We start from the raw sequence: 15,097 nt of genomic DNA, 5'->3' as shown, positions 1-15,097 counted from the left end.
TGGTTGAAAACAAATAACATTCTACAAGTTTAACTTATTTTTTTAGATTAATCTAAAAATTATATATAGATTTGCCTAAATATTTGGTTTATGAATTCATTTACAGAAGAAAATTATTTAAAAGCAATTTATAAATTTAGCTTGGTTCATGAAAAAGGAGCTTCAACAAATTCAATTGCTAAAGCTTTAAATACAAAAGCTTCTTCTGTTACGGATATGCTTAAAAAATTAGCAATAAAAAACCTTATCAATTATAAAAAATATTATGGCGTTACTTTAACTGAAAAAGGAGAACAAATTGCCATTTCTATTATTAGAAATCATCGTTTATGGGAAGTGTTTTTAGTTGAGAAACTAAATTTTAAATGGGATGAAGTACACGATTTAGCCGAAGAATTAGAACATATTAAATCGGAAAAGTTGATTAATAATTTAGATTCTTTTTTAAATTTTCCGGCTCTTGATCCTCACGGAGATCCAATTCCAACTAAAAATGGAAAAATTAGAGCCGTTAAAATGATTAAGTTATCTCAACTTACAATTAACGAGGAAGGAGTTTTTATGCATGTTAAAGATTCCTCTGATAAATTTCTAAAATATTTAAGTAAAAATAAATTAGAAATAGGCACAAAAATTAAAGTACTTGATAAGGAGCCTTTTGACAATTCTTTTAAAATATCCTATAATAACCAAGTATTAATTATATCTGAAAACGTAGCTAAAAACCTATATCTTAAAAACTAATGCAAACTTATAATCCTCTTTACGCTTTATTAATTTTTACAACAATTATATTGTTGGCATACCTATTATTTAGGCCCACAAAAGGTTGGTTTTGGATTATTAAAAATAATTACATTTCCAATGAAAAAATAATTATAGAAGATATTTTAAAATTACTTTTTCATTCTGAAAATGATGGAAATACATTAACAATAAGCGAAATTCCTTCTCAACTAAAATTTAAAACAGTAGCTGTTCAAAATAGTATTGAAAATATGGTTTTAAATAATCTTATTAAAGTTGAAAATGAAAAGATATCACTAACAGATAATGGAAGAGAATATGCTTTACGAATTATTAGAGTTCATAGATTATGGGAGAAATTTTTAGCAGAAAAAACAGGTTACAACAAATTAGAGTGGCATGAAAGAGCCGAACAAAAAGAACATCAATTAAGTTCAGAAGAAGCTGATTTACTAGCAACTGAATTAGGAGAACCTAAATTTGATCCACACGGAGATCCAATTCCTTCTCAAACAGGTAAAATGGCTATATTAGATGGGGTTCCTCTTTCCAGTTTACCGGTTTACACCGTTGGAAAAATTGTCCATATTGAAGATGAACCTGAAGTAGCTTATAAACAAATTTTAGCAGAAAATATCCATATTGGTTCTCACATTAAAGTATTAGAAAACAATGACACTCGAATTACTTTTTATGCGGAAGGAGAAGAATTTAAATTATCTCCAAAAGTTGCCGAAAATTTAACCATTGCTGTAGTTGAAAAACATGATATTGATGAAAAAAAATTAGTACGACTTACAAGTTTAAAAGAAAATGAAACGGCTACCATAATTGGTCTTTCAAAAGAAAGCAGAGGAGAAAATAGACGAAGATTATTAGATTTAGGGTTTGTAAAAGGCGCAAAAGTAAGTATAGATTTATTAAATCCTTTAAAAGAACCTACTGCCTACTTAATAAAAGGAACCACAATTGCTTTACGAAATAACCAAGCCTCTAACATTTTAATTAAAAAAACAAACTAATGGATTCTAAAGTAAAAAGTGTATGCGAAACTTGTCCTCAATTTAATCCTAATGGATTGAAAAAGTTAGGAGTAAATACTAATGATTTTGATTATGTTATAGCTTTAGCTGGAAATCCAAATACCGGTAAAAGCACTGTTTTTAACGCTTTAACAGGTTTAAAACAACACACAGGAAACTGGCCAGGAAAAACAGTAGTTCGTGCCGAAGGTGGATTTCAATACAACAATCAAAAATTTAAATTAGTTGATTTACCTGGAACCTATTCACTATTATCTACTTCAGAAGATGAAGAAGTAGCTCGTAATTTTATTCTTTTTGGAAAACCTTCTGTAACTATAATTGTGGTAGATGCAAGCAGATTAGAACGAAATTTAAACTTGGTATTACAAATATTAGAAATAACAGATAAAGCAGTTTTATGTTTAAATTTAATGGATGAAGCCAAACGAAATAATATTGAAATTAATACTAGAGCCTTGGCTAGAGATTTAGGAATTCCAGTAGTTCCAACAAGCGCAAGGTTTAATAAAGGAATTCCAGAATTAATTCAAACTATAAGTGAAATTGCAAACAATAAAATTCAATGTAAGCCTCACCGAATTAAAAATATTCCAAAAAATATTAACGATGCCGTAAAAAAATTAAGTTTAAAAATTGAGAAAGAATATCCTAACATTCCAAATAGTAGATGGATAGCTTTTCGATTATTAGAAGGAGATAAACAAATAATAAATGCTCTTAAAACAGGTGAATTTGTATAAAACAACAGTATGAATAAAAAGAATATAGATACCATTTTAGATCTTTCAAAAGAACTTCGTTGGGAAATTGGAGATGATTTTCATGATAATTTAGCAGAAGGGATTTATGCTGATGCTGCTGATTTGGTTAGTAATTCTGTTACAAAAGATAATTCAAAAACCAAACTTAGGCTGGTTTCTAAAATAGATAAAATTGTTACCAGTAAAACTTGGGGTTTCCCAATTATGTTTCTAATTTTAGCTGTAGTACTTTGGTTAACAATTACTGGAGCTAACTATCCATCATCACTTATTTCAAATGTTTTATTAGATAATTTTCATCCTTTTTTAAAAAATCTTGCAAATAGCTTAGGAGCTCCTTGGTGGTTAAGCGGTTTTTTAATTGATGGCGTTTATTTATCTGTTGCTTGGGTTATTTCGGTAATGTTACCTCCAATGGCTATATTTTTTCCTCTTTTTACATTGTTAGAAGATTTTGGATACTTACCAAGAGTTGCTTTTAATTTAGATTATTTATTTAAAAAATCTGGAGCGCATGGTAAACAGGCCTTAACTATGAGTATGGGATTTGGATGTAATGCCGCCGGAGTTGTAGCTACAAGAATTATTGATAGCCCTAGAGAACGTTTAATAGCTATAATTACTAATAATTTTTCTTTATGTAATGGAAGATGGCCTACTCAAATATTAATTGCAACTATTTTTGTTGGCGCTGTAGTACCAAGTTATTTATCTGGATTTGCTTCTTTAGCAGCGGTTATTGGAATTGCTTTATTAGGAATATTTTTTATGTTTTTTTCATCTTGGGCATTATCAAAAACAGTTTTAAAAGGTGAGGTTTCTACCTTTAATTTAGAATTGCCTCCATATAGACCCCCTAGATTTTGGCAAACAATCTATACCTCATTAATTGACAGAACTATAATTGTATTATGGAGAGCAATAGTTTTTGCTGCTCCTGCAGGAGCTGTAATTTGGTTAATTTCAAACATATATATAGGTAACGAAAGTATTGCAGCTTGGATAATAAATTCATTAGATGGATTTGGTTTTTTATTGGGGTTAAATGGAGTTATTTTATTAGCATACATTGTTGCAATTCCTGCTAATGAAATAGTTATACCTACTATATTAATGCTAACAGTTTTAGTTACTGGAATTTCCGGCGGACATGGAGCAGGTGTTATGTTTGAATTAGATTCTGCTAATGCAACCGCAAGTATATTAAAAGCAGGAGGATGGACATTGTTAACCGCAGTTAATTTAATGTTATTCAGTTTATTACATAATCCATGTAGTACAACTATTTACACAATTTATAAGGAAACTAAAAGTTTAAAATGGACAACAGTTGCTACTATTTTCCCTGTTATTTTAGGTCTTATAGTTACTTTTTTAGTTGCACAAATTTGGAGAATATTATTTTAAATTATTATTGAATTATTTTGGTGAAAATAAGCACATAATATAAACCTGTAAGAATAAAAACAATCCCTGCTACAGTTCTCATTACTTTTTCAATTTTGGTTATTTTAGTATAAAAAACACCAACGCTCCCTGCTGCAAAAGCAAGTAAGTATGTAAATAATACAACTGGTAAACCTGTACCAAAAGCAAAAATAATTGGTAAGTACAAACCTTCTGCGTTTGAAATTGTCATTGGAATTAACATTCCAAAATACAATGCTCCGCTATAAGGACAAAATGCTAAGGCAAAAATAACACCTATAAAAAAAGAGCCTAATAAACCTTTATCTTTAAATTTATCGGCTAATTTTTGTATAAAACTAGATTTTCCTAAAAAATTTAGTTTAATCACATTTAACATTATTAAACCAACTATAATTAATAAAGGTCCTAAATATCTTTCCCCATTTTGATTAAAAAAACGTGCAATATGAAATTTACTTGCGCCAAAAAACAAGATTAGTCCAATAAATGTATAGCTAAAAGCTCTTCCTAATGAGTATAGCAACCCACTTAAAAAAACTAATTTTTTATTAGAAATATTTTTAGATATAAAAGCAGTTGCCGTAATATTTGTTGCTAAAGGACAAGGGCTAATAGACGTCATTAATCCTAATACAAAGGCAGATAAAATTGGAATATTGTAATTTTCAAGTAACGCTTGTAAATACTCCATTTAAATATTTTTTAACTCTGCTTCTAATTTTGATTTTAATTCCTCTGCAAAAGCTTCTTTTTCCATTCCTTTCATAAAGGCAAAATCTGTTAAATCAATATGTTTTTCAACGCCATTAATTATTACATTTAAAAATAAAGCTGTTCCTGTAGCTTCAAATTGTTCTGCCATTTTATAATTTTTTTCATCATCAACATTTACTAATTGAAATGTGATTTTTCCATTGCTTATTTCATTAGCAAAATAAGTTTTTAATGTATATTTTGTATTTGCTTCGATAGCTTTACAAGTCATACATCTATGAGTAGAATGAAAATCAATAACTTCTATTTTGTTTGCTTCTTTTTGCGAAGTAGCTTTTGATTGATTTGTTTTTACTTTTCCGTTACAAGAAAATAAAATTAAGCTTAGTGCAATAATTGATAAATACTTCATTTTTAAAATTTTATAAGATTATATTAAATAAATAGCCTGAAATAATAATACAAAGTGTTACTACTCCAAAAAATATTCCGATTAATTTAAAAGTCATTACTTTTTTAAGCAACATAGCTTCTGGTAATGACAAACCAACAACTCCCATCATAAAAGCAATAGCTGTTCCTAAAGGAATTCCTTTTGAAACTAATACCTGAACTACTGGTAAAATTCCTGATGCATTAGAATACATTGGTACCGCTAAAATTGTAGCCAAAGGAACTGCAAAAAAGTTATCTTTACTCATATATTGTTCAAAAAACCCTTCAGGAATATAACCGTGCATAATTCCACCAATTGCAATACCAACTAATACATAAATTATAATTCCTTTTAAAATTTTGACAACTTCGTTCCAAATAATTGGTAGTCTTTTTTTAAATGGTGTTTTTTCAGCTTCAAATACTTTTTCTTCTCTTTCTGCATTGGCTAATACATCTTTTACCCAAGGAGTTAAAAATCGTTCTAATTTAAATCTGCTTAGTATTAAACCACTAATTACCCCAAGTAAAACTCCACTAATAACATAAATTAAGGTAATTTTTAATCCAAAAAGCCCAACAAAAAGACCGATAGCAACTTCATTTACAAGTGGTGAAGTAATTAAAAAAGCAAAGGTGACTCCTAATGGAATTCCTCCTCTAACAAAGCCTATAAATAGAGGTATAGATGAACAAGAACAAAAAGGAGTTACAACACCAAATAAACTTGCCATTAAATACTCTAACCCAAAAAGTTTATTTCGAGAAAGATAATTTCTAACTTTTTCAATAGGAAAGTAGCTGTTTACAATTCCCATAAAAAATATAACCACAAAAAGTAATAATACTATTTTTACAGCATCGTAAATGAAAAAATTTAACGCTTCTGCTAAATGATTTCCTTTTATTAAGTGAAGTAAATCAAATACTATCCAATCTGCTAATTTTTGAATCCAATCAAACATTACTTTTTTTGTTTAATTTATTATTTATATCAACATTTAGTTGGAACATTTGTATTACTAAAAAAATTATTAAACAGTAATTTAGCTCGTTGCCAATTTTGTTGATGTATACAATATTTAATTTTTGGAGGATTAAGTTCTCCTTGTATTAATCCTGCATTTTTTAATTCTTTTAAATGTTGAGAGATTGTAGATTGTGCTAGTGGAAATTCGTCCACCAAATCACCTGTAAAACAACACGATTCACTTTCTAAACGCTTTAATATTGCTATGCGAGTTGGATGTCCTAAAGCTTTAGCAAAACGTGCCAATTCTTGTGTATCATCCATATAGTTAATTTCATTTAAACTTCTTTTCATGCTTTCTGAGTTTTTAAAAACGAATTAATTAAATAAGATTTTTTAAATAAAAATTATAAAAGCCTGTTTTAATTTCATCGCGTATTCTTCTAAATTCACCAATAATTTCATCTTGAGTACCTTTAACTTCGGCAGGATCATCAAAACCAATATGCAATCTGCTTTTAACATTTCCTATAAATGCCGGACAACTTTCTTTTGCTCCTCCACATACAGTTATTACATAATCAAACGAACTATTTAGAAATTCATTTACTGATTTTGGGAGGTTTTTAGAAATATCAATATTTACTTCTTTCATTACTTCAATAGCTAAAGGATGTACTTCAAACGCGGGGGCTGTACCAGCAGAATAAACTATCAAACTTTTGTCAAACGATTTCAAAAAACCTTCTGCCATTTGACTTCGACAAGAGTTTCCAGTACAAAGAATTAGAATTTTTGTCATTTTATATAGTATTTCTTTTTAAAAAATAGCGATACATTTACCAATAAAATTAATGCTGGAACTTCAATAAGTGGACCAATAACCCCTGTAAAAGCTTGTGGTGAATTTAATCCGAAAACGGCTATAGCTACTGCAATTGCTAGTTCAAAATTATTTCCTGTAGCTGTAAATGCAACTGACGTGTTTTTATCATAAGGTACTTTTATTGATTTTCCAATAAAGAAACTAGTAAAAAACATCACAACAAAATAAATAATTAGCGGTACAGCAATTAAAAGCACATCGAATGGTAATTGTAAAATTTGGTCACCCTTTAAGCTAAACATCAAAACTATTGTAGCTAATAATGCAATAAGCGTAATTGGTGAAATAAAAGGAATAAATTTACGATTGTACCAATTTTTACCTTTGAAAGCTATTAAATATTTTCTGCTTAAAAACCCTGCTAAAAAAGGAATTCCTAAATAAATAAGTACGCTTTTTGCCACTTCATAAATTGAAATATTTACATCATAACCTTTTAATCCAAAATACTTTGGAAGTACACCAATAAACAACCAAGCGTAAAAGCTATATGTTATTACCTGAAAAACACTATTTAACGCAACAAGTGTTGCTCCATATTCTCTGTTACCTCCAGCTAAATCGTTCCATACTATTACCATAGCTATGCATCGCGCTAGTCCTATCAAAATAAGTCCAGTCATATAACCAGGATGATTATGTAGAAATATAATTGCGAGTAGAAACATAAAAATTGGCCCAACAACCCAATTTAACAGCAAAGAAAGCGACATCAATTTTGTGTCTTTAAATGCTTGAGGCAATAATTGGTAATCAACTTTTGCTAACGGAGGATACATCATTAAAATTAAACCAATTGCCAACGGAATATTTGTTGTTCCAACGGATAATGAATTACTGAAATTAGCTATATTGGGGGAAAAATAACCAATGCCTACACCAATTATCATAGCTAAAAATATCCATAGCGTTAAAAAACGATCAAGTAATTTTAATCTGGGCCTCATTAGTTAGCTAAATTTATTTTTAACAGCAGTTACTTTCGGTTCCTCCACAACATGTTTCTTCTTTACCTTCTGATTCAGAATTGCAGCTTTCTCCATGTTCATGATGTCCTCCTCCACAACAAGAGCTACCACTATTTGAACTACAACAAGAAGTATTTGCATTTTCCAATAATTCTTTTGCTTCAGACAAACTAGGTACTCGTCCTTTTAAAACAACCGTTTCATCAATAACAATGGCTGGTGTACTCATTACATCATATTTCATGATTTCTTGAATATCTTCCACTTTTTCTATTTTAAAATCTAAATTTAATTGAGTTATAACAGCTTCTATAATACCTTCAGTTCGTTTGCAATTTGGACAACCTGTTCCTAATATTTTTATTGTTTTCATTTTATTTATTATTATTTCAAATTATTAAATGTTTATCGCAAATTTACGATTAATATTTAAATAAAGAAATATTTCATCTAAAATGATTTTTTATTTTTTTGAAAAAACTTTTTTGTTAAATACAATTAAAATTCCAACACCTGTAGAAATTGCGGTATCGGCTACATTAAAAATTGCATTAAAAAAGGTGAAAGGTTTTCCTCCATAAATAGGAAGCCAAGATGGTAAATTTCCTTCCCATATTGGGAAATAAAACATATCTACAACTTTTCCAAAAAACAATTTTCCATAAGGTTCATTAGAAAATAAAGTTGCTGTTGCATGGTGTGGAGTATTAAATATAAGTCCATAAAATACAGAGTCAATTATATTACCTAAAGCTCCTGCAAAAATTAAAGAAACTGCAATAATTAATAATTTTGGAGCATTATTTTTAATGGATTTAAAAAGCCAATAACCTATTCCAACTATAGCAAACAACCTGAAAATGGTTAAAAAAAGTTTTCCTGCTTTGCCTCCAAATTCAGCTCCCCAAGCCATTCCATTATTTTCAATGAAATGAATTCTGAACCAGTTAAAAATAACTACTTCTTCTCCGTATAAAAAATGTGTTTTGATATAAATTTTACTAATTTGATCAATTAGTAAAATTATTAGAATAATACTTACTGCCTTTTTCAATTGGTACTCCTAAAATAAAGTTCCCTTTCGGGAACTTTGTTATTAATTTTGCATGTTTTTTGCTTCAATACTTAAGGTTGCATGTGGCACTAACTTTAAGCGTTCTTTTTGAATTAATTTACCTGTTACACGGCAAACACCATAGGTTTTATTTTCAATACGAAGTAATGCATTTTTTAAATCTCTAATAAACTTTTCTTGACGAATAGCTAATTGCACATTTGCTTCTTTTGACATAGTTTCAGATCCTTCTTCAAAAGCTTTAAATGTTGGTGAAGTATCATCTGTACCGTTATTACTATCGTTTTTAAATGAGCTTTTCAAAAGAGCTAAGTCTTCTTCAGCATTTTTAATTTTATTTAAAATTATTTCTTTAAATTCTGCCAAATCTTTGTCGGAATATCTTGTATTTTCATTCATAATCTATACTTTTTCAATTAAAATTTTAGTTTTAATATTATCAAAGGTGATTTCAACACCTTTTTCCAAAGTTTCAGTAAACACTAATTTACTAGTTAACGTTTCATTTTTTATATATTGTTCATTTGCTTTAATAGATTGCTCTAATATATCATTTCTTTGAATAACTAACTGTATTTTGTCTGTTACATCTAAACCTGTTTCTTTTCTTAAATTTTGAACTCTATTAACTAATTCTCTCGCGTTTCCCTCATTACGTAATTCATCAGTAATAGTAACATCTAAAGCTACGGTTAAACCTCCTTGATTAGCTACTAGCCACCCTTCTATATCTTGAGAGGTAATTTCAACTTCATTAAGTGTTAAATTTACAACATTTTCATTTACGTTTAACGAAATGTTACCTTGTTTTTCAACAATAGCTATGTCTTCTTGTGTTAAATTTTGAATTGCTTGAGATACAAATTTCATGTCTTTCCCAAACTTTGGTCCAAGCACTTTAAAATTAGGCTTTATTGTTTTAACTAATATTCCAGAAGCGTCATCAATTAGTTCAATTTCTTTGATATTTACTTCTGATTTTATTAAGTTTTCAACAGCTAAAATTTCCTTTCTATCGTTTTCATCTAACACGGGTATCATAATTCGTTGTAACGGTTGACGAACTTTTATCATTTCCTTTTTTCGAAGTGATAAAACCATAGAAGATATTTTTTGAGCTTGTTGCATTTTATGTTCTAAATCTCTATCTACCAATTCTTTATTATAAGTTGGAAAATCTGCTAAGTGCACAGATTCAAATTTTTCTTTACCTGTAACCTTAATTAAATCTTTATATAAGTTATCCATAAAAAATGGTGCCACTGGCGAACCTAGTTTTGCCACCGTTAGCATAGTAGTATATAAAGTTTGATAAGCAGAAATTTTATCTGTTTCATATTCACCTTTCCAAAAACGTCTTCTACTTAAACGAACAAACCAATTACTTAAATTTTCGGTTACAAAATTTTGAATTGCTCTTGTTGCTTTTGTTGGTTCGTAATCTTCATAAAATTTTTCTACTTTTTTAACTAAAGTATTTAATTCGGATAAAATCCAACGATCAATTTCAGGTCTCTTTTCTATTGCAATTTCTTCTTCAGAATAAGTGAAATTATCTAAGTTAGCATATAGTGAGAAGAATGAATACGTGTTATAAAGTGTTCCAAAGAATTTTCTACGAACTTCATCAATTCCTTCTATATCAAATTTTAAATTATCCCAAGGATTTGCATTAGATATCATGTACCAACGTGTAGCATCTGGACCAAATTTATCCATAGTTTCAAAAGGATCAACAGCGTTTCCTAAACGTTTTGACATTTTTTTGCCAACTTTATCTAGCACTAATCCGTTAGACACAACATTTTTGTAGGCAACAGAGTCAAAAACCATAGTTCCAATAGCATGTAATGTGTAAAACCAACCACGAGTTTGGTCAACTCCTTCAGCAATAAAATCTGCAGGATAGAATTTTTTCTCGTCAATTAATTCCTTGTTTTCAAAAGGATAATGCCACTGAGCATAAGGCATGGAACCTGAATCAAACCAAACATCAATTAGATCTGATTCTCTTTTCATAGGTTTTCCAGAAGAAGAAACTAAAGTAATTGCATCCACTACATTTTTATGTAAATCAATTTTATCATAATTTTCTTCTGTCATGTTTCCTACTTCAAAATCAGCAAAAGCATCGGTTTTCATAAAACCAGCTTCTACAGATTTTTTCATTTCATTTTTAAGTTCTTCAACTGAACCAATTATAATTTCTTCAGTTCCGTCTTCGGTTCTCCAAATTGGTAAAGGAATTCCCCAATAACGAGAACGAGACAAGTTCCAATCGTTTGCATTTTTTAGCCAATTTCCAAAACGACCTTCACCTGTTGATTTAGGTTTCCAGTTAATTGTTTCATTCAACTCAAACATGCGATCACGTTTATCGGTAACTTTTATAAACCAAGAATCTAATGGGTAATATAATATCGGTTTATCTGTTCTCCAACAATGTGGATAACTATGTCTATATTTTTCAACATTAAAAGCTTTATTTTCTTCTTTTAACTGAATTGCAATTTCAACATCTAAAGATCTTTCTGGTGCAGGTTCATCTACATAATATTCATTTTTCACATATTTACCTGCATATTCTTTCATATGCTTAATAAATTTCCCTTGTAAATTAACCAACGGAACAGGGTTTTCATTATCATCCAAAACTAACATTGGTGGAACTTCTGGTTTAGCTTGTTTTGCAACCATAGCATCATCTGCTCCAAAAGTAGGTGCTGTATGTACAATACCTGTACCATCTTCAGTAGTTACAAAATCGCCTGCAATAACTCTAAAAGCATTTTCAGGGTTTTGATATGGTAATGCATAAGGCATTAATTGTTCATATTTTGACTCTACTATATCCGCTCCTTTAAATTCTTTTGCTACAAAAAATGGAATCTTTTTATCATCATTTTTGTATGTCGCCAAATCACTTTCGTTTTCAACAGCAAAGAATTTCTTTGAGAATTGTTTACTAACTAAACTTTTAGCTAAAATTACACAGATTGGTTTAAATGTGTATTGATTAAACGATTTTACTAAAACATAATCAATTTTTTTACCAACCGTTAAAGCTGTATTTGATGGTAATGTCCAAGGAGTAGTTGTCCAAGCTAAAAAATAAATATCTCCTTCAACTTCTTTTAAGATATTTGGTAATGTGCTTTTTATTGCTTTAAACTGAGCAACAACTGTAGTATCCGTAACATCTTGATAAGTTCCTGGCTGATTTAATTCGTGAGAGCTTAATCCAGTTCCTGCTTTTGGGGAATATGGTTGAATTGTATAGCCTTTATAAATTAATCCTTTTTTGTATAACTGAGCCAATAACCACCAAACCGTTTCCATATATTTTGGTTTGTATGTTACATAAGGATCGTGCATATCAACCCAATGTCCCATTCGGCGTGTTAATTCTTCCCAAATATCTGTATAACGCATAACCGCTTTTTTACAAGCTTCGTTATATTCTTCAACCGTAATTTTTTTACCAATATCTTCCTTGGTAATTCCTAATTCTTTTTCAACACCTAATTCCACAGGTAAACCATGCGTATCCCATCCTGCTTTACGTTTAACCTGAAATCCTTTTAAAGTTTTATAGCGGCAAAAAATATCTTTTATAGCTCTAGCCATAACATGATGAATACCTGGTAAACCATTTGCCGAAGGAGGTCCTTCAAAAAACACATATGGTTTATTTTCATCGCGGGTATTAATACTTTTTTCGAAAATATGCTCTTCTTCCCAAAACGCTAAAGTTTCTTCTGCTACTTTAGTGAGGTTCAACCCATTATATTCTCTAAATTTTTTACTCATTTTTGCTACTATAATTCAATTAGTTTGCGAAATTACATATTTTATTGAAAATAACCGTATATAAAACAACGAAATAAAACAACTAAATCTTTAATTTAATTTGATTTAATGTTGAACTATTTTAATCAAAGTTTAAGGAAGAAATATAATTTATAATTTTGCTAATACTAAAACTAGTAGAATGACTATTATTTAATTAAATTTCATATTAACAAATAAATCTATAAACCCCTTTCTTTCTGAATGTTATCGTATGCTTTTTGTACTTCTTTAAATTTTTCTTCAGCTCCTTTTTTAAGCTGATCTCCTAAATGCTGTAGTTTATCAGGATGGTATTTTTTAGCCATTTTTCTATAGGCTTTTTTAACTTCTATATCTGTTGCGGTTTTTTCAATTCCTAATATTCTATAAGAGCTATCTGAACTATTATAAAACATAGCTTTTATAGATTCAAAATCGTATTGACTAACTCCTAAATAGCCTGCTATCGTTTTAATAACATCTACTTCCGCTTCCGTTACAAAACCATCTGCTTTAGCAATACCAAATAAAAAATGAATCAATTGCAAACGAGATGCATGGGTTATATTTTGCCTAATTTGTATACAAACCTGACGAGTAGAAATTTGATTACTTTTAATAAATCCTTTAAATAATTTAAACGCATTATTTGCACGTTCTTCACCATACATTCTTTTAAAATGGTTTCGAACATATACCAATTCAGCTTCATTAACTTTTCCATCTGCTTTGATAACCAAGGCAGATAAAATAAGTAAACTAATTTCAAAATCGCCTGATTGTGTATTTACACTGCCAGCACTAAATCGTTTTGCATTTTCTATATCTTCTTTAGAAAATCCGCTTATAAAACTCCCTACAGCATATCCTAAAATACTCCCAATTGGCCCTCCTAATGAAAATCCTAACCCAGCACCAATCCACTTTAAAAAATTCCCCATATATATTTTTTACGGCGCAAATATACATTTTATACTTTTCTTCATAAAATTGTCTATTATTTTTAGCGTTAAAATATTTATAATTTTTTAGAGCTAAAAACCATTATATTTGCACTTTATAATGTATAACTAAAAAAATAAAAAATATGTACCCACCAGAATTAGTAAAACCAATGCAAGAGGAACTAGAAAATGCTGGTTTTATTTCATTACACACTTCTGAAGAAGTAACTAATGCGCTACAAAAAGAAGGAACAACTTTGGTAATGGTAAACTCCGTTTGTGGTTGTGCAGCAGGTTCTGCTCGCCCAGGTGCAATTACCTCTTTACAATTTGATAAAAAACCAAACCAATTGGTAACTGTTTTTGCAGGAGTAGATGCTGAAGCAACTGCAACTGCACGAGAAAATATGATTCCTTTTCCACCATCATCACCTGCAATAGCTTTATTTAAAGATGGAGAATTAGTTCATATGTTAGAACGTCATCATATTGAAGGAAGACCAGCTGAAATTATTGCAGCTAATTTAGCAGCTGCTTACGATGAATTCTGCTAATTAATAATATTCTAAAATAATTATAAAAGTCCGCTTTAAATTAATGCGGATTTTTTTATTTTTAAATAATGAATAAAGAAACTGTAATTTTAAACACCAAAATTTTTGTTCAGCAAACTTTAAAAAATGCTGAAGGCGGACATGATTGGTTTCATATTTTAAGAGTTTGGAATAATGCAAAATTAATAGCCAAAAGTGAAAATGTAGATATATTTATTGTTGAGTTAGGCGCATTATTACATGACATTGCTGATTCAAAATTTAATAATGGGGATGAAACTGTTGGTCCAAAAATTGCTCGAGAATTTTTAGAAAGTCAAAATGTAGCAAACTCAATTATTGTACATGTTGAAAATATTATCACCAATATTTCTTTCAAAGGTGGAAATTTTAAACAAAAATTTACTTCTCCAGAACTTGAAGTTGTTCAAGACGCAGATAGATTAGATGCTATTGGAGCTATTGGAATTGCTCGTTGCTTTAATTATGGTGGTTTTAAAAACAGAACTTTATATGATCCCAAAATTCCTCCAAAATTAAATCAAACTAAAGAGGAATATAAAAACTCTAAAGCCCCAACAATTAATCATTTTTATGAAAAATTATTGCTTTTAAAAGATAGAATGAATACGATAACGGGTAAAAAAATTGCTGAAAAAAGACATACATATATGGAAGTTTTTCTTCAACAATTTTATGATGAATGGAATGGTAAAAAGTAAAAAACAACTTAAT

The 15,097-nt window shown here is 29.3% G+C and carries 15 protein-coding genes and 1 pseudogene; 5 read left to right on the top strand and 11 right to left on the bottom strand.

Annotated elements, in window-relative coordinates:
• Nucleotides 1–90: 90 nt before the first annotated feature.
• The 3 genes and pseudogenes from R3342_RS03000 to feoB all read left to right on the top strand — a co-directional run bounded on the left by R3342_RS03000 (nt 91) and on the right by feoB (nt 3,961).
• Complete coding sequence (locus R3342_RS03000) at nt 91–744, top strand: metal-dependent transcriptional regulator (RefSeq protein WP_318938191.1); 654 nt, start codon at nt 91–93, stop codon at nt 742–744.
• Between the two features lie 53 nt (nt 745–797).
• On the top strand, nt 798–1,769 hold the full coding sequence (locus R3342_RS02995) for an iron dependent repressor, metal binding and dimerization domain protein (RefSeq protein ID WP_318938190.1): 972 nt from the start codon (nt 798–800) through the stop codon (nt 1,767–1,769).
• Nucleotides 1,769–3,961: pseudogene (feoB, locus tag R3342_RS02990) on the top strand (ferrous iron transport protein B). Before R3342_RS02995 ends, feoB begins: the two are co-directional and overlap by 1 nt.
• Nucleotides 3,962–3,965: 4 nt before the next feature.
• On the opposite strand, the gene R3342_RS02985 reads toward feoB, so the two are convergent.
• The 11 genes from R3342_RS02985 to R3342_RS02935 all read right to left on the bottom strand — a co-directional run bounded on the left by R3342_RS02985 (nt 3,966) and on the right by R3342_RS02935 (nt 13,805).
• Nucleotides 3,966–4,676, bottom strand: coding sequence for an aromatic aminobenezylarsenical efflux permease ArsG family transporter (locus R3342_RS02985; RefSeq protein WP_318938189.1), 711 nt, complete (start codon nt 4,674–4,676; stop codon nt 3,966–3,968).
• Entirely contained in the window at nt 4,677–5,111 is a 435-nt protein-coding gene (locus R3342_RS02980) for a nitrophenyl compound nitroreductase subunit ArsF family protein (RefSeq protein WP_318938188.1), read from the bottom strand.
• Between the two features lie 10 nt (nt 5,112–5,121).
• A complete protein-coding gene (locus R3342_RS02975; RefSeq protein WP_318938187.1) occupies nt 5,122–6,099 on the bottom strand; it encodes a permease in 978 nt (325 codons plus the stop codon).
• A 29-nt stretch (nt 6,100–6,128) separates the two neighbouring features.
• Nucleotides 6,129–6,458 carry a metalloregulator ArsR/SmtB family transcription factor gene (locus R3342_RS02970; RefSeq protein WP_318938186.1) on the bottom strand — a complete coding sequence of 110 codons (330 nt, stop codon included), beginning with the start codon at nt 6,456–6,458 and terminating at the stop codon, nt 6,129–6,131.
• Between the two features lie 28 nt (nt 6,459–6,486).
• The gene (locus R3342_RS02965; protein ID WP_318938185.1) at nt 6,487–6,906 is read right to left on the bottom strand and encodes an arsenate reductase ArsC; all 420 of its coding nucleotides are present in this window, start codon (nt 6,904–6,906) and stop codon (nt 6,487–6,489) included.
• Nucleotides 6,903–7,937 (bottom strand): ACR3 family arsenite efflux transporter, encoded by a 1,035-nt coding sequence (gene arsB / locus R3342_RS02960; RefSeq protein WP_318938184.1) that lies wholly within the window; start codon nt 7,935–7,937, stop codon nt 6,903–6,905. The genes R3342_RS02965 and arsB overlap by 4 nt, the downstream gene beginning before the upstream one ends.
• Before the next feature lie 19 nt (nt 7,938–7,956).
• Nucleotides 7,957–8,331, bottom strand: coding sequence for a thioredoxin family protein (locus R3342_RS02955; protein ID WP_318938183.1), 375 nt, complete (start codon nt 8,329–8,331; stop codon nt 7,957–7,959).
• Nucleotides 8,332–8,421: 90 nt separating this feature from the next.
• Nucleotides 8,422–9,012 (bottom strand): lipoprotein signal peptidase, encoded by a 591-nt coding sequence (locus R3342_RS02950; protein WP_318938182.1) that lies wholly within the window; start codon nt 9,010–9,012, stop codon nt 8,422–8,424.
• A 42-nt stretch (nt 9,013–9,054) separates the two neighbouring features.
• Nucleotides 9,055–9,432, bottom strand: coding sequence for a TraR/DksA family transcriptional regulator (locus R3342_RS02945; RefSeq protein WP_318938181.1), 378 nt, complete (start codon nt 9,430–9,432; stop codon nt 9,055–9,057).
• A 3-nt stretch (nt 9,433–9,435) separates the two neighbouring features.
• The gene (gene ileS / locus R3342_RS02940) at nt 9,436–12,843 is read right to left on the bottom strand and encodes an isoleucine--tRNA ligase (RefSeq protein WP_318938180.1); all 3,408 of its coding nucleotides are present in this window, start codon (nt 12,841–12,843) and stop codon (nt 9,436–9,438) included.
• Between the two features lie 221 nt (nt 12,844–13,064).
• Nucleotides 13,065–13,805, bottom strand: a complete 741-nt coding sequence (locus tag R3342_RS02935; RefSeq protein ID WP_318938179.1) for a TerB family tellurite resistance protein — start codon at nt 13,803–13,805, stop codon at nt 13,065–13,067.
• A 146-nt stretch (nt 13,806–13,951) separates the two neighbouring features.
• On the opposite strand from R3342_RS02935, the gene R3342_RS02930 reads away from it, so the two are divergent.
• Together R3342_RS02930 and R3342_RS02925 are read left to right on the top strand one after the other, a co-directional pair.
• A complete protein-coding gene (locus R3342_RS02930; protein WP_318938178.1) occupies nt 13,952–14,362 on the top strand; it encodes a BrxA/BrxB family bacilliredoxin in 411 nt (136 codons plus the stop codon).
• A 68-nt stretch (nt 14,363–14,430) separates the two neighbouring features.
• On the top strand, nt 14,431–15,084 hold the full coding sequence (locus tag R3342_RS02925) for an HD domain-containing protein (RefSeq protein ID WP_318938177.1): 654 nt from the start codon (nt 14,431–14,433) through the stop codon (nt 15,082–15,084).
• Nucleotides 15,085–15,097: the final 13 nt, after the last annotated feature.

Source organism: Lutibacter sp., from assembly GCF_033723435.1.
Lineage (GTDB): Bacteria > Bacteroidota > Bacteroidia > Flavobacteriales > Flavobacteriaceae > Lutibacter.
This window is presented reverse-complemented; position numbering and strand designations above follow the sequence as displayed.

Bases quoted from the DNA above. Each gene is read 5' to 3' on its own strand.
- R3342_RS03000 (WP_318938191.1), top strand. From the start codon at position 91: ATGAATTCATTTACAGAAGAAAATTATTTAAAAGCAATTTATAAATTT.
- R3342_RS02985 (WP_318938189.1), bottom strand. From the start codon at position 4,676: ATGGAGTATTTACAAGCGTTACTTGAAAATTACAATATTCCAATTTTA.
- R3342_RS02980 (WP_318938188.1), bottom strand. From the start codon at position 5,111: ATGAAGTATTTATCAATTATTGCACTAAGCTTAATTTTATTTTCTTGT.
- R3342_RS02975 (WP_318938187.1), bottom strand. From the start codon at position 6,099: ATGTTTGATTGGATTCAAAAATTAGCAGATTGGATAGTATTTGATTTA.
- R3342_RS02970 (WP_318938186.1), bottom strand. From the start codon at position 6,458: ATGAAAAGAAGTTTAAATGAAATTAACTATATGGATGATACACAAGAA.
- R3342_RS02965 (WP_318938185.1), bottom strand. From the start codon at position 6,906: ATGACAAAAATTCTAATTCTTTGTACTGGAAACTCTTGTCGAAGTCAA.
- arsB (WP_318938184.1), bottom strand. From the start codon at position 7,937: ATGAGGCCCAGATTAAAATTACTTGATCGTTTTTTAACGCTATGGATA.
- R3342_RS02955 (WP_318938183.1), bottom strand. From the start codon at position 8,331: ATGAAAACAATAAAAATATTAGGAACAGGTTGTCCAAATTGCAAACGA.
- R3342_RS02945 (WP_318938181.1), bottom strand. From the start codon at position 9,432: ATGAATGAAAATACAAGATATTCCGACAAAGATTTGGCAGAATTTAAA.
- ileS (WP_318938180.1), bottom strand. From the start codon at position 12,843: ATGAGTAAAAAATTTAGAGAATATAATGGGTTGAACCTCACTAAAGTA.
- R3342_RS02935 (WP_318938179.1), bottom strand. From the start codon at position 13,805: ATGGGGAATTTTTTAAAGTGGATTGGTGCTGGGTTAGGATTTTCATTA.
- R3342_RS02930 (WP_318938178.1), top strand. From the start codon at position 13,952: ATGTACCCACCAGAATTAGTAAAACCAATGCAAGAGGAACTAGAAAAT.
- R3342_RS02925 (WP_318938177.1), top strand. From the start codon at position 14,431: ATGAATAAAGAAACTGTAATTTTAAACACCAAAATTTTTGTTCAGCAA.